The 14,444-nt window shown below is 52.4% G+C and carries 19 protein-coding genes and 1 pseudogene; 6 read left to right on the forward strand and 14 right to left on the reverse strand.

Annotated elements, in window-relative coordinates; translation table 11 throughout:
* The 7 genes from MKQ70_RS11300 to MKQ70_RS11330 form a co-directional block, all read right to left on the reverse strand.
* The gene (locus MKQ70_RS11300) at positions 1 to 492 is read right to left on the reverse strand and encodes a hypothetical protein (RefSeq protein WP_248070787.1); all 492 of its coding nucleotides are present in this window, start codon (positions 490 to 492) and stop codon (positions 1 to 3) included.
* On the reverse strand, positions 489 to 716 hold the full coding sequence (locus MKQ70_RS11305; protein ID WP_248070789.1) for a hypothetical protein: 228 nt from the start codon (positions 714 to 716) through the stop codon (positions 489 to 491). The genes MKQ70_RS11300 and MKQ70_RS11305 overlap by 4 nt, the downstream gene beginning before the upstream one ends.
* A gap of 12 nt (positions 717 to 728) precedes the next feature.
* A complete protein-coding gene (locus MKQ70_RS11310; protein WP_248070791.1) occupies positions 729 to 935 on the reverse strand; it encodes a hypothetical protein in 207 nt (68 codons plus the stop codon).
* Positions 936 to 1,057: 122 nt separating this feature from the next.
* Positions 1,058 to 1,909, reverse strand: a complete 852-nt coding sequence (locus MKQ70_RS11315) for a methylated-DNA--[protein]-cysteine S-methyltransferase (RefSeq protein WP_248070793.1) — start codon at positions 1,907 to 1,909, stop codon at positions 1,058 to 1,060.
* 64 nt (positions 1,910 to 1,973) lie between these two features.
* Positions 1,974 to 2,603 (reverse strand): type III PLP-dependent enzyme domain-containing protein, encoded by a 630-nt coding sequence (locus MKQ70_RS11320; RefSeq protein WP_248070795.1) that lies wholly within the window; start codon positions 2,601 to 2,603, stop codon positions 1,974 to 1,976.
* The gene (locus tag MKQ70_RS11325) at positions 2,567 to 3,094 is read right to left on the reverse strand and encodes an alanine racemase (RefSeq protein ID WP_248070797.1); all 528 of its coding nucleotides are present in this window, start codon (positions 3,092 to 3,094) and stop codon (positions 2,567 to 2,569) included. Before MKQ70_RS11325 ends, MKQ70_RS11320 begins: the two co-directional genes overlap by 37 nt.
* Positions 3,095 to 3,136: 42 nt before the next feature.
* Entirely contained in the window at positions 3,137 to 3,763 is a 627-nt protein-coding gene (locus tag MKQ70_RS11330; protein WP_248070799.1) for an alpha-ketoglutarate-dependent dioxygenase AlkB family protein, read from the reverse strand.
* A gap of 209 nt (positions 3,764 to 3,972) precedes the next feature.
* On the opposite strand from MKQ70_RS11330, the gene MKQ70_RS11335 reads away from it, so the two are divergent.
* On the forward strand, positions 3,973 to 4,209 hold the full coding sequence (locus tag MKQ70_RS11335) for a cupin domain-containing protein (RefSeq protein ID WP_248070801.1): 237 nt from the start codon (positions 3,973 to 3,975) through the stop codon (positions 4,207 to 4,209).
* A 34-nt stretch (positions 4,210 to 4,243) separates the two neighbouring features.
* Here MKQ70_RS11335 and MKQ70_RS11340 read toward each other — a convergent pair whose 3' ends face one another.
* From MKQ70_RS11340 to MKQ70_RS11355, 4 genes and pseudogenes are all read right to left on the reverse strand, one after another.
* The gene (locus MKQ70_RS11340) at positions 4,244 to 4,591 is read right to left on the reverse strand and encodes a T9SS type A sorting domain-containing protein (protein ID WP_248070803.1); all 348 of its coding nucleotides are present in this window, start codon (positions 4,589 to 4,591) and stop codon (positions 4,244 to 4,246) included.
* 24 nt (positions 4,592 to 4,615) lie between these two features.
* Positions 4,616 to 6,642 (reverse strand): annotated as a pseudogene (locus MKQ70_RS41160) (cellulose binding domain-containing protein); the annotation flags it as partial.
* Positions 6,633 to 8,477, reverse strand: a complete 1,845-nt coding sequence (locus MKQ70_RS11350; RefSeq protein ID WP_248070805.1) for a DUF6055 domain-containing protein — start codon at positions 8,475 to 8,477, stop codon at positions 6,633 to 6,635. The pseudogene MKQ70_RS41160 and the gene MKQ70_RS11350, both read right to left, overlap by 10 nt.
* Before the next feature lie 89 nt (positions 8,478 to 8,566).
* Positions 8,567 to 8,977, reverse strand: coding sequence for an HAD family hydrolase (locus MKQ70_RS11355; RefSeq protein ID WP_248070807.1), 411 nt, complete (start codon positions 8,975 to 8,977; stop codon positions 8,567 to 8,569).
* Positions 8,978 to 9,221: 244 nt separating this feature from the next.
* Between MKQ70_RS11355 and MKQ70_RS11360 the strand changes: the two genes are divergently transcribed.
* The 5 genes from MKQ70_RS11360 to MKQ70_RS11380 all read left to right on the forward strand — a co-directional run bounded on the left by MKQ70_RS11360 (position 9,222) and on the right by MKQ70_RS11380 (position 12,591).
* Complete coding sequence (locus MKQ70_RS11360) at positions 9,222 to 9,539, forward strand: response regulator (RefSeq protein WP_248070809.1); 318 nt, start codon at positions 9,222 to 9,224, stop codon at positions 9,537 to 9,539.
* Positions 9,540 to 9,640: 101 nt separating this feature from the next.
* A complete protein-coding gene (locus MKQ70_RS11365) occupies positions 9,641 to 9,928 on the forward strand; it encodes a winged helix-turn-helix domain-containing protein (RefSeq protein ID WP_248070810.1) in 288 nt (95 codons plus the stop codon).
* Between the two features lie 62 nt (positions 9,929 to 9,990).
* Positions 9,991 to 11,397 carry a sensor histidine kinase gene (locus tag MKQ70_RS11370; RefSeq protein WP_248070812.1) on the forward strand — a complete coding sequence of 469 codons (1,407 nt, stop codon included), beginning with the start codon at positions 9,991 to 9,993 and terminating at the stop codon, positions 11,395 to 11,397.
* Between the two features lies 1 nt (position 11,398).
* Positions 11,399 to 11,833: an FAD-dependent oxidoreductase gene (locus MKQ70_RS11375; protein WP_248070814.1), complete on the forward strand. Its 435-nt coding sequence runs from the start codon at positions 11,399 to 11,401 to the stop codon at positions 11,831 to 11,833.
* A complete protein-coding gene (locus tag MKQ70_RS11380) occupies positions 11,830 to 12,591 on the forward strand; it encodes an FAD-dependent oxidoreductase (protein WP_248070816.1) in 762 nt (253 codons plus the stop codon). Before MKQ70_RS11375 ends, MKQ70_RS11380 begins: the two co-directional genes overlap by 4 nt.
* Positions 12,592 to 12,629: 38 nt before the next feature.
* Here MKQ70_RS11380 and trhA read toward each other — a convergent pair whose 3' ends face one another.
* The 3 genes from trhA to MKQ70_RS11395 all read right to left on the reverse strand — a co-directional run bounded on the left by trhA (position 12,630) and on the right by MKQ70_RS11395 (position 14,380).
* Complete coding sequence (gene trhA, locus MKQ70_RS11385; RefSeq protein ID WP_248070818.1) at positions 12,630 to 13,271, reverse strand: PAQR family membrane homeostasis protein TrhA; 642 nt, start codon at positions 13,269 to 13,271, stop codon at positions 12,630 to 12,632.
* A gap of 75 nt (positions 13,272 to 13,346) precedes the next feature.
* Positions 13,347 to 13,997, reverse strand: a complete 651-nt coding sequence (locus tag MKQ70_RS11390) for a pectinesterase family protein (RefSeq protein ID WP_372489957.1) — start codon at positions 13,995 to 13,997, stop codon at positions 13,347 to 13,349.
* Entirely contained in the window at positions 13,994 to 14,380 is a 387-nt protein-coding gene (locus MKQ70_RS11395) for a pectinesterase family protein (RefSeq protein WP_248070820.1), read from the reverse strand. The genes MKQ70_RS11390 and MKQ70_RS11395 overlap by 4 nt, the downstream gene beginning before the upstream one ends.
* Positions 14,381 to 14,444: the final 64 nt, after the last annotated feature.

The raw sequence follows: 14,444 nt of genomic DNA on the forward strand, positions 1-14,444 counted from the left end.
TTAAATTGACTGCTTTAGTTTTCGTTCAATATCCTGCTCGCGGGTAACGGCAGTATGGGGCAGTAATTTGATGCGCTCATCAAAGTACCGTTCGTAATATCTGCGTACAGCATGGTCGTAGCCGGTTTTTCCATCGCGATTGGCCCGCCGCATGGCGTCATGTTCCTCCAGTGCGTAGAGTGCCGCCATACTGTCGACCACATTCCAGCCGATCATGGCATATTTTGTATCCGGCTCAAAAGTATTCACTGCATTGCAAAAGCGGCAGCTGACATATTGAGCGCGGAAGAAATCCTTTTGTATTTCCAGCGGTGCGTTGCACTGGGTACAGGTGAAGTTGCGGTTAATGAGTGCAATCGCGTGGCGGTAGTACTTTTCGGACAGGCGGCCTTCTGCAATATAGTACCAGCGATCCATCCGGTCGTTCAACCCGTCGGCCAGGCGGTAACCTTTACCGGCTTCATCGGCCCACCAGGAGCCATGCGCCATCATTTGCGGGTATACCTGCTGTTGCCGGTGTCGTCGATCTTCCGGATCAACGATTCATACAGCTGGGTGCGTACGGCGGAGAGCATGCGCAGCGATGCAAAATAATCGTAGTCATTATCGTCGAGGCTTTCGAGCACGGCCTGTTCGCCCTGTTGCAGTGATTCGTCGAACCGGGCTTCTATTTTCCGGAGAAAACTGTCCCAGCGGGTTATCAATTCGGCTTTCATTATTGGTTTAAATTATGGGCGACGGTGTTTTATTTCCACTTTTACTTCCATGAATTTATGGCCGCAGTAGGCACAAATGGCAATATTGGTGCCAACCGGCCTGGGCGAGCCGCATTTTGGACAGGTAATGGTGGTTACCGCGGGCTCCTCTTTTGTACTTTCCCATTTCTTTTGGGTTTCCTTTGCTGTATCTGCTATCTTTTTAAATGGATTACTCATAAATGGTTTCCGATAATAGCAATGTACAAAAAATATGCGGATGGGTCGTGAATTGTGTGTTATGTTATTGCATGGTAGAATATAGTACCGGGCGAATGCCGCTGCGGTGAACAGTGTATTCATTAGGGTTGTAGCTGCATGCGGGCGGCCTCCCAGCCGATCAGCGCATTTTTACGGTCGGCGCCCCAGTGGTATTGTCCCACCTCCCCATTAGACTTAATCACACGGTGACAGGGTATCAGGAAGGCGACAGGGTTATTTCCCACGGCGGTCCCCACGGCCCTCGATGCGCCCTGGAAACCGGCATTACGGGCAAGATCGCCGTAGGTGGTAAGTCCACCTGCCGGCACCCGCAACAGCGTTTCCCATACTTTTATCTGGAAGGGCGTGCCTTTGAGATGTAATTTGATTTCGTCCAGGGCCGACCAGTCTTCCCCGAAGATAAACAGGGCATGTTGTTGTAATCGATCTACTACCTGCGTGAACGTTGCATTGGGAAAGGCCGCCCGTAAATCCACGAACGCCTGTTCCCGCCCGGCATCCGCGAACGCCATGTGGCAAACACCCTTATGCGTGGAAGCCACGATCAACAGGCCGAACGGACTCTCTGCAAAACTGTAATTGATGTTCAGCAGCTCGCCGCCGTTTTTAAATTCGCCTGGTGTCATGCCCTCTACTTTAATGAAGAGGTCGTGCAGGCGCCCCGTGCCGGAGAGGCCTGTCTCAAACGCCGTATCCGACAGCCTGGCGCCGGTATCCCTGAGCATGCGTTTCGCATGTTCTACCGTGAGGTATTGAAGAAACTGTTTCGGCGTTACCCCGGCCCAGTCATGGAACATTCGCTGGAAGTGAAAAGGACTCAGGTGTACGTGCGCCGCCGCATCTTCCAGCGTGGGCTGATCGGTATAATGCTTCCTGAAAAACGCGATAGCCTGTGCAATCCTGTCATAATCCAGCTGCTGTTGCGGTTTCATTGTTACTTGTTTTGATCTGCCACAAAATTAAAATGGGTACGGTTGCCCCAAAACCCGGTTATTGCTAAATATGGATCTTCCGGTCGCGCGCCACGACCTTCCATTCGTCTATCAGCTTACCTCCATCGGCGACCAGCGCCCGTTCGTAGAGCGCTACGGTCGGGCAGATGTGCACCGGCGCCCCGTACAACACATCTCCTACCTTAAAAGTCGAAGCATCTGCCACTTTTAATACCAGGTGCTCCTCGCTCTGCCGTACCGGCGTTGCTTCCGGCGCATTCAGGAAATAGACGCGCGGGAACGGATTTTCCGCCGCCACGGACTTATGCCCAAGATCAACACAAATCGTTGTTTCGTCGATAACCGACACCACCCGGGTGATCACCAACGCCGCGTAGTCGAACCCCAGGTCGGGCAAGGTTGTTTTGTAGCTGTGATCCCAAAACACGAAGGTGCCCGGACTACACTGCACGCCTTCCCTATGCAGGTGTGTGGGAAATGTGGGCGAGCCTCCCATAACCATCATCGGGCGGCGCCCTGTACGTTCGCGGATCGCTTCCGCCATCCGGTCTACCTTCACAAAACCTTCGTCACTCCGATGCTGACGCACCTGTGTATCGGTATCGCCGATCTGCCCGTCATACCCATGCAGGCCGATCATTTTAAGACTGGTAACGACGCTGCGTAATCCCACAACGACAGCGCTTCCTCACCAGGACGAATCCCCGTCCGGTCCATCCCGGTATTGAGATCGATCCAAAGGCGTATCTCCACCCGATGCGCTACCGCCAGGGCCGATAACTCCGCCGCCGTGGTTTTATTATCCACCAGGCAGGAGAATACCGTTCCCGTATACACTTTCATCAACCTAACAAAACGCTCCGCTTTAGGCCCTACCGGCTGATAAGCGAGCAACACATCCACGGCGCCCGACAGTCCCAGCATTTCTGCCTCGGCAATCGTGGCACATTTAAATTGCGTGATGCCTTCATCCATCATCATGCGGCAAACCTCGGCGATCTTATTGGTTTTCACATGTGGACGCAGGTTCGCGACATTACCCGCAAGTTGCTTTGCCAGGCGGATGTTTGCATGAATACGATCGTAATACAATACGAGCGCAGGGCTATCGATGGTGGCTATGTTGCGGAGCTGATACCAGGCAGCTTGGTGTTGGGCATTCATGCCCTAATGTTCGGGCTTTCGCGGGAGAAAAACAAACAATGCTTATACAGCCGTACTGTACACGGGTTTCGCCAGGTCCGAAACCCGGAAAGTCAGGTTGATGCGCGCGCCTATTTTACGGGCGGTTTTAGGCACATGATGCTCGTAATGATCCTGCATGGTTGCCCCCATCAGCAACAGGCTTCCGTGCGTGAGCGGAATATCGAGCTGCGGAAATTCCCTGCGGTCTTTATGCCGCACTTTAAACAACCGCGTTTCACCAAACGTTACCGAAGCAATGGCATGATGTTTACCATCCGCCGGCATCGTGTCGCTATGCCAGGATACGGAGTCATTACCATCGCGGTAATAGTTAAGCAATACGCGGTTAAATCCAATGCCGGTAGTGGCCTCTACCTTCGCTTTGATATCGAGCAGCGAAGCTGTCCACGGCAAGCCGTTTGCACCGCCGTAGTAAGCAGTTAAACGGGGATCCGGAATAATCTTATCATACATCTTGCGGGACCTTTGTTGCCGGGGTGTGCCGGTTAACAGTTCTTTAAAGTAGCGGTCGGACGCATCTCTTTTGTAAAACTGCTCCCACAACCGTAAATCGGCATCCGGCAGCGCATAGTCGGTATAGCGCTGTTTCCCCTCATCGAACAAGGCCGTTTCATCAAACAACAACATGCAGTAAAAATAGGAATAATTATCAAAATACTAAAAATATTAGCAAGCTATTTTAGACAAAAAACAGTTGTTATCTTCGTACGGACCATGAAAGCATACAGACTATTTACCACCGCAGATGGCGGCAGCGCGTTCGAAGAAGGCACGATTAACAGATTGCAGCATTTATCTTCCGAGTACTTTTTATCGCCGAAGACGCGCCGGAGCGCATGGCGTTCGACTGGCACCCCGCGCCGAAAAGGCAATACGTACTCACCCTTCGCGGCGTACTGGAATTTACGGTAACAGATGGCAGTACTTTTACACTCCGCCCCGGCGATGTGCTGATCGCAACAGATACTACGGGAACCGGGCATAAATGGCGCAGGACCAGCGAGGAAAGCTGGATGCGGGCTTACATTATACTGGAAGAAGGTACGGACGATGGATTTAAACCTTTATCATAAAAAATGGCCGCGTTTGTCACGCGGCCATTTTCATTTATCGCAAACGTAAGATTTTGATCGTCTGCACCTCTCCTCCCACATTCACTTTCAGATAACTCACTCCCGGCGCGCCCGGCAGCACAAACCGCTGCCGCTCGGCCGTGGAAGCCTTATCCACCTTCCTGATACTCCACACTTTGCCATTCGCGTCCGATAGCGTCAGCTCGATCGGTTTGCCCGATGCCCCACTGATCAGCACCTCTGCTTCATTACTGCTCACCGGGTTCTGCAACAGGCTCGCCTTCCAGCTACCGGTTTCCCGGGCAACCGCCGCCTGCCCAGCGGGTGTAACTGCCGATGGTGCTGCACCATATACCAGTTGATCTTTCAGGTACACGGTCACATGTGTATTTTCGGCCCATGCAATGCCCGGAAGTGCCGACCAGTCATCGGCCTGGTTAAAGTTAGACCAGTCCGTTTTAGCGATGCGCTGCTGCAGGTTCCCTGTGCTGCTAGCCGGGTAAATGCTGTCGCCACGCGTAAATGATAATTCAGGTAGTTATCGGCGCCGTTCAGCAGCACGTTTGGCTGACGGAACACGCCTTTCACCCAACTACTACCCATCGCCGCATAGTCAAGATAGTAGCGTAACGGACTAAGACCATCCGCTGTAAACCAGTACCGGATACGAAGATCCGCGTAGTTAAGCGGGGTGTTGCCTTCATTGTCGAGCTTCAGGTAGTGGGCAATCGTATTGGCATTGCTGCCCGATACTTTTGTCCAGACTTTCAACTGTTGCGTAACCGGTGCCGGTGCAGGCTCCTGTCCGCCGACCAGAACATTATTCTGATACACCGTGACGCGTTCATTTTTCGTGTATACATTTGTGTTAAGATAGGAATAGTCATTCGTCTTCGTGAAATCCGACCAGTCGCTTTTCGCCACGCGGGTTTGAATGGGGCCGGAATTGGAAGACAGGTAACCGGCTGTGCTGTCAAATGAATACTCTACATATCCCCATGCCTGTTCGTGCGGCACCGGCAATGCAACATAACGCATCTTCACTTTCGACGCACCCAATTGTGCATAATCCGTATACAGGTTCGTCATCGCCGCATAAGCCTCGGCAGTCAGCCAGTAACGGAAGCTGATGTCTTTATAAGGAATGGCCTCGGTTGTTTCGTTTTGCAACTGGAACTGGTTACGCAGCGTATTGTCCTGTACTTTCGCTGTATTACCGTCTTTAAAATGTACGCTAATGCGCGCCGCGGCAGGCACCGCGTAATAACCCCATGCCCTGAATTCCGGGATGCCCGTAGATTCCAGGTTATTCTTCATCAATACACGAATCTTACTTGTATTGATATTGTTCAGCAATACCACGTTAAACGTATCCTTCCGTAACGGCACATCCTGCAGGAACTGCCATGATTGTCCGTCCCAATATTGCAGGTAAGCGGTGGTAGGTGTGCGCACGCCGCCGCCGTCGTCGAACCAGTACAATTCGGCTTTATTCAATACACAGTTACCGGTCCATTCATACTGCACCCATTGCAGCGAATCCGGGCTGTACCAGTTGCCGTAAGCCCCATGGCTCTTATCACCGGAATTAACAGGTGTAAAGCCATCGTTCACCGCCGAAAGGCTTTCCCATGGCGACACGTAAGAAGTAGCTACCGCGGCCTGCATCGCGAGGTTCTCTACCGCCGTTGTGATCTTCAACACTTTGCTGTAAGGTACAGCCGCCACTACCTGCTTCAACCTGTAAAAACTATTGGCGCTGTTACTGGCGTGTGTAACCCGGTAGCTGTGCGCCATATTTTTGTTGACAGTAGCCACTTTGATGAAATGGATACTGTCCGTGCCATATTCCAGCTCGTACCGCTGCACCGAATCTTCCGAAAGCGTTTCCCATTGCAGCTGATTGACACCATCTGCCCTGCTGCCCGCAAACGACAACAACTGGTAACCCGGCGCCGGCAATGGTCCCGCTGCGCCGAATACACGCCATTCGATGATGCCGGTAGACTGCACACCATGCTTCATCGACAGGCGCACTTTATTGGTACGGATGCTGTTAAGCAACACTGTATTAAAAGCGTCTTTCTGTACCGGGATATTACCGATCGGCGCCCACGCGCTATCGTGCCAGTATTCGGCGTAAGCGGTATCCGGCGTGCGTACGCCACCGTTATCATCGAACCAATATACTTCCGTTTTATTCAGCAGATAGGCTTGTGGCCATTCATATTGTACCCATTGAAACGAATTGGGATTGTTCCAGTTACCGTAGACGCCATGTCCGCGGTCTCCAGAGCCGGACGGTGTATAACCGTCATTGATAGCTGCCAGCGACTCCCAGGGAGACACATAGGAGGTGGTCGCGGTAGCCGTGAGCGCCAGGTTCTGCACAAAGGAAGACGGCACGCACAACGGCGCTTCGCTCATCGCCATGGCGGCATTGGTAAACAGGCTATAATCCGGGTTGATATCAATATTGGATGGATCGCTGACGCCTTTGCCATCACATTCGCTCCGGCCATTGTTGTAATGCGGCGTTTGGAGATAAACACCTGCCGTACTGCAATTGCCGATTTCCGCATCGCCCCCACCACTACGTTGCCGCGGAGGGTTACTGCCCATTCCAGCGCGTTCTCCTTCGCGATCACATTACCGGATACAGCACACCAGCTAAGTATAGCATTATCTGTTACCTGCGCGCTGCCGCTGATCGTACCGCCAAACACCTGTGCATTTCCGCTCACCACCACATTGTCGGATAACGTGGCGTTTTCCACCCAGGCGTTACCTTCTACCCGCACGTTCCCGGAAAGATTTGCATTACCGCGCACTAGCGCTTTAGGCCCGACAAACACTGACGCCGCCACCGTTGCACTGCTGCTTACCCAGCCACCACCATTGGCGTGCACATGGCCCGCACCCCGGAACTCATCGCGAAATCCGGGCTGATATCCCTCGGGCACCGCATTCTGCACGTTGATTTCGTAGGGAAACCGCTTTATTTTATGAAAACCCGGCTCCCATACATACGTCGTATGCGAAACGGGAGCACCCGTAACCACCAGGTACAAATCGGTTTCGTCGGCATTCATTGCGAACGTCACCTCGGCTTCCGGGGCGGAATAAGAAGCGCTGTAGCGCGCGGTTGCGCCATCTGCCTTTACTGCCACAAAACCGTAACGCCAGCCGGCGCCAGCAGCTTCGGCATGGCCTTTAAACTTCACCTTCACGATGCGGTTGGCACAGGTGGGATGTAAGGGAATAATATTATAGCCATAATCCTGCGGTGCCTGGAAATCCGGCGACACATAGCGGTTCGATGAATCGTTGACGCGTTGCAGTAACGTATACTGCCGCCAGAGATAATGAGGCTCCGCACTTTTCAGTCGTTTACGTTCGGCACGGATAATATCGCCCGCGCCCAGCACCGTATAATCACCGATCACATCACGTTTGGCGTAATCATAAATAAAATCATTGAACTGGTTTTGCGTCCAGCCTTTCAGGCGGCGATAGGTCATCAGCGCATGTTCATTGGCCAGCGATTCGTGCCAGAGGCGGTTCACCATGCCCAGGCTATCTTGTTGCTGGATCGTGAGCAGCAGGTTAAAAGCGCAGTAGTGGTGGCGGGTAGACGCAAAATGATAACTGCGCGTGGCCATCCAGCGGGGCATGTCTTCCTTCACAAATTGCGGGTACATCTGCAAACGCATGAAGTTAGCATGCGTTTCCCAGAACGAGCCCGTGGGCTCTATGCGGAAACCGCCGGTGCGGTTACGGTCAATGTTGTTTTGTCCCTGTAGGGAGTGCGTGAGTTCATGACTTAATACTGCGCCGTCACGTACCGAATTCGGATGTACCCACATGGCGCCGATCACATCGTCGTACGAGCCGCCAAACGCCCATCCGGTGGGGCCGCCAGCCGGCCAGGTTTCGTTCATCACGATGATGATCTTGTACTTGCCAAGGTTCGTACTTGTATCATCCTTACAAAAATGAATATCATGAATAAACTTGTCGTAGATCTTCTCCAGCGTATCCAGTACATGCGCCGGTGTGAAACGCAGGTTCGGATCGCTGTAATTTTCGGGATGTTCGCCGACCACCGGTCCCCAGAAACAAACGAAGTTTTCCGACTGTACCGAGCGGCTGTTAGACCAGGTACTAAGCGCGGGATCGGTGGAAAATATCTTTGGAATGTATACTTGTTTTTGGGCAGACGCCTGTACAGACAAGCATAGCAATAGCATTGCGTAGAAATATCGCATCAGATAAAGGTTGATAAGGGTGATGCTAACGAAGATAACCGGTTAGCTCATCATTTACCTTACTGATATTAGCGCGTTGTTCCAGAAAGTTAACATGTTTGCATCAATGGCCAAGCTGCCGCAACGCCTCCAGGATTCCCCCGCGCCCGCAGCAGCGGCGCAAAAACAGGAGCACCGGCAAGCGCCTTCAGTAGTGCGGGCTCTCCGCCAGCCACCACAACACCGCGGTAGCCATACTGGTATAACGTAAGATCGGTGAGGCCATGCCCGGCCACCACTACCTTGTTAGCATCCGCACCCAGGTAACACAACAAACGCCGCAATGCGAGCCCTTTGCAGGCGCCGGTCGCCAGCCGGGGCAGCGTCCGCAGGAAAGGAATGGATGCCAGGTTTACGCCGTCGACGGTTGTAGCACCACCGTCGCAAATGATATAATCGGGCGAAGGCACCCGGTGCTCCCACATTACATGCTCTACCGTATGTAGATTACGGTCGCTCACATACACGAGCGCATATGCGGTGATTTGCCCAACATGTCGTACAATTCGGCTTTATCGCCGGTCTGGCCATCGACGAATGTATTTTCAAGATTTACTATTAAAAAGTATGCTTCATAGGCTGATATACAAACCTAATGACTGTATACAATAGCCTGGATTAGAATGCCATTAGAGTCTGACGAATGGAGGATACCTCGGATCGCCGGTAATCCGCTACTCTGCCGTATTAGAATTAGATTAGAAAATGTTAAAACACTACTGTCGCGCTATCACCAAGGATGCATATGTCGTAACTTTGCGCCGGCTTAAGGAACAGCACTACATCGATTTGAAAGAGAAGCACATTTTACTGGTAGAAGATGAATCCCGGATTGCGGAAATGCTCGCTACAGGCCTGCGTGAAAACGGTTATACCGTTACCGTGGCCGCCAATGCGGAGCAGGGTTACGAGCTGTACGGCGCCGGTAGTTTCGACCTGCTTTTGCTGGACGTGCACCTGCCCGGCATGAATGGTTACGAGTTCTGCAAACGAGTACGCACCGGAAATGAAAAATTCCGGTAATCCTGCTCACCGCGCTCGGCACGCTTCCCGATAAAATAGCTGGTTACGATGCCGGCGCCGACGACTACATTGTGAAGCCCTATGAGTTTTATGAATTGCTCATGAAAATTAAAGCTTTGCTCCGCCGCAGCGCTGCCGCCGGCAACGTACTGCGGGCGGGCGATCTGTTGCTGGACCTCGATACGCTCGAGGTGACACGGAACGGGCGCCGCATCAACCTGACGGCGAAAGAACTGCAACTGCTGGAATACCTGATGCGCAATAAAAACCGGGTAGTATCCAGGGCTGAGATTGCGATTAACGTATGGAATATAGATTTCGACACTAATACAAATGTCATCGATGTGTACATTAACTATGTGCGCAACAAGATTGATAAACCCTTTTAGAAAAGATGATCCACACCCAGGTGGGTGTTGGATACGTGTTAAAAGAGATATGAGGAAAAAAGATGAGCGCGATACCTGTGCGTCTGAAAATCACTATTGGCTTTACATTGTTGTTTACACTGATCCTGGGAAGCATTTGTTTGAGTATTGCCGGCGTGGCGTCGTTACTCAGGCGGGAAAATGTGCAAACCCGGCTACGCCACCGCGCCATTACCACGGTTAACCTGCTCAGCTATGACGGTCGCTTCGACCGCACCCTTATGCAGCACGTCGACTCGCTCACCACCTCGGTGCTGAAGCGGAAAACCATACAGGCATACAACCGGGACAATGAGCTGGTGTACTTTTACAGCGAGTTGCCGCAAGACAGCTTTCCCATTACGCCTGCGCTGCTCGCAGCTGCCCGTTCCAGGGAAAACGACTATTTCACCAGCGGCGAACGCGAAGCATTGGCATTTTGCAATACCAACGATGGGCTGCTCGTCCTCTGTGTTTGTAAGGACGAGTACGGACTGCAAAACCTTCGCAAACTGAATTACATCCTGTTTTTGGGCGTTATTGGCGGCGGGCTATTATCCTTTGCCGGCGGCTATCTATTTTCCGCCCGTCTGCTGAAACCGGTACGGGAAATAGCAAAGGAAGTAAAAGACATATCAGCCCGCAACCTGGACCGCCGCATCCCGGAGGGCCGGGCAAAAGACGAATGGCAATTATTATCTACTACCCTCAACGAGCTGCTCGACCGCCTGAAAGACAGTTTCGAACTGCAAAGAAGATTTGTCTCGAACGCTTCGCACGAATTGTCCACACCGCTCACCATAATATCCAGCCAGTTAGAAATCACGCTGCAACGCACGCGTACGGAAGAGGCTTACAAGGCGGCCATGACACAGGTATTGAAAGATGTGCGCTACATGAGAGGCCTGGTACAGACCTTACTGCAGTTCGCTACCGCTTCCGGCGATCCCGGCGGTTTGCACATCGATTTAATAAGAATAGATGAGATACTGATGCGGCTGCCCGGCGATTTACGCGCCAGGGATCCGAAGAACAAAGTCACCTTTCATTTTGATGAATTACCGGAAGACGATGAGCAGTTGTTGGTGCTGGGTAACGAAGAGCTCCTGTTTACCGCTATCGTAAACATCGTATCCAACGCCTGCCGCTACTCCGACGATCATCATGCCGAGGTTTCGCTGGGGCTGAAGGATGGGCGCTTCCTGGTCAGGGTGAAAGACAACGGTATCGGGATCGAGGACAAGGAGCTGCAACACATTTTCCGGCCATTTTACCGGATTCACCCCGAAAGCGACCGGAAGGGCTTTGGTCTGGGGCTCGCGCTCGCCAGCCGGATTATTTATTTACATAAGGGGGATATTACCGTTACATCCGCTCCTGGCGCGGGAACCACGTTTACGGTTACGCTGCCGGCGGGCAACCCCAACCAAGACTGCTTTAAAAAAGTGTAGCTTGGCGACTCATAAATTGCATGCACCAATGCTCACTATTCCTGCACACACAGCTATTATCGGCGGCGGCCCCGGTGGGCTAACGCTCGCCCGCCTGCTCCAGCAAAGGGGCTTCAACGTTACCGTATACGAGCGCGATGAAACACCCGATGCCCGGCAACAGGGCGCTACGCTTGATCTTCATGAAGATTCCGGTCTTAAAGCCTTGAAGGCAGCCGGTTTGATCGATGAATTCCTGAAACATTACCGCCCCGGTGCGGATAAGATCAAGGTGACGGATGAAACAGCCGCCGTACTGTTCAGCGACCACGACGAACCGGGCGAGGAAGATATCAGCAGCCCTTATTTCCGCCCGGAAATAGACCGGGGACCACTCCGCAACATCCTGGTTAATTCGCTGAAGCCGGTACCGTTCAATGGGACAGCCAGTTTATGACGATGGGAAAATCTGACGGTAAATGGCGCCTGCGTTTCAGGAACGGCAACATCGTGGATGCCGACCTGGTGATTGCCGCGGATGGTGCTAATTCTAAAATACGGCCACTGCTCTGCGATATCAAACCAATCTACTCCGGCATCACCATCGTGGAAGGCAATATTTATCATGCCGGTAAAAATGCGCCGATCCTGAACGAGATGGTGCAGGGTGGCAAAATCTTCGCGATGGGCGGGGAAAAATCAATTATCCTCAGCGCCAAAGGTGAAGGCAGCCTGTCATTCTATACGGGCACAAAGGAAGCGGCAGACTGGCTGACGACCTGCAGTATCAACTTTAATGACAAGAACAGTGTTTTGAACTGGTTCCGCGAGCGCTTCAGCGACTGGCCGGCACTGTGGGAGGAATTGTTTGCCAGCGATGAGATGTATATTATTCCCCGCCCGATGTTCCACTATCCTGCCGACCAAAGCTGGCCGGCGCAACCCGACCTCACCATGCTCGGCGACGCCGCCCACCGCATGCCGCCATATGCAGGCGAAGGCGTAAACATGGCCATGCTCGATGCGCTGGAACTGGCCGACAGTCTTGGTAATCCGGCTATGAACACCGTACATGAGGCCATTGCCGCTTATGAAGTGCAGATGCGCCAGCGCGCAGGGGAAGTAACTACGTTTACGTTGGAACAAACCGAATGGATACACGCATCAGGCGCTGCGCAAAAGATGGCGGCGATGTTTGCTGAACCGGGAGAATAAATTATATGGATAAGGGTGATAGCAGTGCTATCGCCCTTTTACATCGCCAGTAATACTGCTACGTAATGACACATCGCGCCGGCCAGCACGAACGAATGCCATACCGCATGCGCATATTTGCGGCGGTCGCGGAGGTAATAGTACACGCCGATGGAATACAACAGCCCACCAACCGCGATCATGATCATCACCGATAAGGGCACCGATTCAATGAAACGACGGCCACCCACCACCATGATCCAGCCCATGATCAAATACACGATCGTCGACAAGATGTTGAACCGCCCGGTGAACCACGATTTGACGACGGTGCCCACCAGTGCTAATCCCCATAAAATGGACAACAGCGTAATACCAAAAGCATTATTAAAATAAACCAGCAGGAACGGCGTATACGTGCCCGCGATGAGAAAGTATATACTGATATGATCAAGTATTTCGAACGTGCGCTTCACGACCGGGTCGCGGAGCAGGTGAAACACGGTAGAACAGGTGAAAAGCATCAGGAAACAAAAGCCATAGATGCCGGCGCCAATGATACCTGGCGTATTATGATGCGCGGTCGCAATGCCCGTTAATACCGGTAAACCGCTCAAACCAAACAAGATGCCGAGGCCATGAATCAAGCCGTTTACCGACTCCTGCTGATGCGTATAAGTGTATTCATTAAGTTTTTGCAAGGCAGACGATTTTGCTGCATCGAAGGTATCAATAAATACGCCTCGCGTCCGGCCATCATTCAATTTTAACAAATCTTAAGGAGCCGGTTCCCACCCGCTAAAAACCTGCTTCAGATGATAACGCCGCTGCTCCTTTTCCGACAAAACTTTTGACCACTTTGCCCGTGCCGCATTGGCGGCGCCGGCGCCCGTACTCCCTCCTTCGGCGTACAACACCGTCTTTTCATTTTCCGCATTGCCCCAGTTATGCCATCCTACGGGCAAAATATGTTTGCCCATCTCTGTGCGGATAAACACCGTTTTGGCATACGGCCGCCAGGGACGACCAAGATAAACGCTGGTTGCGCTGTCGGACACCAGTTTGCAATCCAGGAACACGTAACCATAGGCCTGCGCGGGATTGGTAGCGGCAGCAGTGATATAAGAGTTGGCAAGGCTTTTAATGATGCAGCGGTTAAACACGCAGGTAGCTTCCCCAAAAATAAAGTCTGTAGTACCCGCGATGAAGCAATCCACATAGTACTGCCGGCTGCCACCGGTTGCCGTATATACCGTATCCTGGTTGCCAAGCAGCCTGCAGTTGCGGATAATCGCCCGGTCGCCTTCCACATGCAGCGCTACCGCCTGCCCTACCCTGCCCGCCGTGTTCTCGATCGTCAGGTTCTCCGCTACGAAATCATCTCCCTGTACCAATACCGTGTAGGAAGTGTAGGTACTGAACTTCATGCGTCCCAGCGCATCACGCCCGCCCGGGTTTTCCTTCCCCGAATAGTCCGCGTTGGTGATGATGGTCTGTGCATCCTTCTCCCCAACAATTTCACTTTTTTCTTCCAGGTTGGAATGATGAGTTTTTCCTTGTAAACGCCCGGCCTGATATGGATCACCACCTGTACCTGCGACAAGTCCCGCACGGCATTCACCGCTTCCTGTATAGTTACATAATCACCGCTGCCATCCTGCGCCACCGTTAGCGATGCGGGATAGGGCGGAATATTCGTTTGTCCGCTGAGCCGCAGCTTTTGCTTCCAGGCCGTATCGGTGCTGGTTTGCTGCGCCTGTGCGGCCAACATCAACATAAAAGAGAAAAGGAATAATATGGACTTGCGCATAGTCTGCATATTTAACAATAAAACGGGTGGATTTTATGTAAAAGTGCGCAAACGTTCCCGGACA

Origin of the sequence: Chitinophaga sedimenti, assembly GCF_023156195.1 — a bacterium.
GTDB classification, from domain to species: Bacteria; Bacteroidota; Bacteroidia; order Chitinophagales; family Chitinophagaceae; genus Chitinophaga; species Chitinophaga sedimenti.

What these genes read in the sequence shown, in the direction of transcription:
- MKQ70_RS11310 (WP_248070791.1), bottom strand. Translation starts at nt 935, where the DNA reads ATGAGTAATCCATTTAAAAAGATAGCAGATACAGCAAAGGAAACCCAA.
- MKQ70_RS11370 (WP_248070812.1), top strand. Translation starts at nt 9,991, where the DNA reads ATGAGCGCGATACCTGTGCGTCTGAAAATCACTATTGGCTTTACATTG.
- MKQ70_RS11315 (WP_248070793.1), bottom strand. Translation starts at nt 1,909, where the DNA reads ATGAAACCGCAACAGCAGCTGGATTATGACAGGATTGCACAGGCTATC.
- MKQ70_RS11390 (WP_372489957.1), bottom strand. Translation starts at nt 13,997, where the DNA reads ATGAAGTTCAGTACCTACACTTCCTACACGGTATTGGTACAGGGAGAT.
- MKQ70_RS11300 (WP_248070787.1), bottom strand. Translation starts at nt 492, where the DNA reads ATGATGGCGCATGGCTCCTGGTGGGCCGATGAAGCCGGTAAAGGTTAC.
- MKQ70_RS11325 (WP_248070797.1), bottom strand. Translation starts at nt 3,094, where the DNA reads ATGAATGCCCAACACCAAGCTGCCTGGTATCAGCTCCGCAACATAGCC.
- MKQ70_RS11360 (WP_248070809.1), top strand. Translation starts at nt 9,222, where the DNA reads ATGTTAAAACACTACTGTCGCGCTATCACCAAGGATGCATATGTCGTA.
- MKQ70_RS11365 (WP_248070810.1), top strand. Translation starts at nt 9,641, where the DNA reads ATGAAAATTAAAGCTTTGCTCCGCCGCAGCGCTGCCGCCGGCAACGTA.
- MKQ70_RS11330 (WP_248070799.1), bottom strand. Translation starts at nt 3,763, where the DNA reads ATGTTGTTGTTTGATGAAACGGCCTTGTTCGATGAGGGGAAACAGCGC.
- MKQ70_RS11350 (WP_248070805.1), bottom strand. Translation starts at nt 8,477, where the DNA reads ATGCGATATTTCTACGCAATGCTATTGCTATGCTTGTCTGTACAGGCG.
- MKQ70_RS11305 (WP_248070789.1), bottom strand. Translation starts at nt 716, where the DNA reads ATGAAAGCCGAATTGATAACCCGCTGGGACAGTTTTCTCCGGAAAATA.
- MKQ70_RS11335 (WP_248070801.1), top strand. Translation starts at nt 3,973, where the DNA reads ATGGCGTTCGACTGGCACCCCGCGCCGAAAAGGCAATACGTACTCACC.
- MKQ70_RS11395 (WP_248070820.1), bottom strand. Translation starts at nt 14,380, where the DNA reads ATGCGCAAGTCCATATTATTCCTTTTCTCTTTTATGTTGATGTTGGCC.
- MKQ70_RS11380 (WP_248070816.1), top strand. Translation starts at nt 11,830, where the DNA reads ATGACGATGGGAAAATCTGACGGTAAATGGCGCCTGCGTTTCAGGAAC.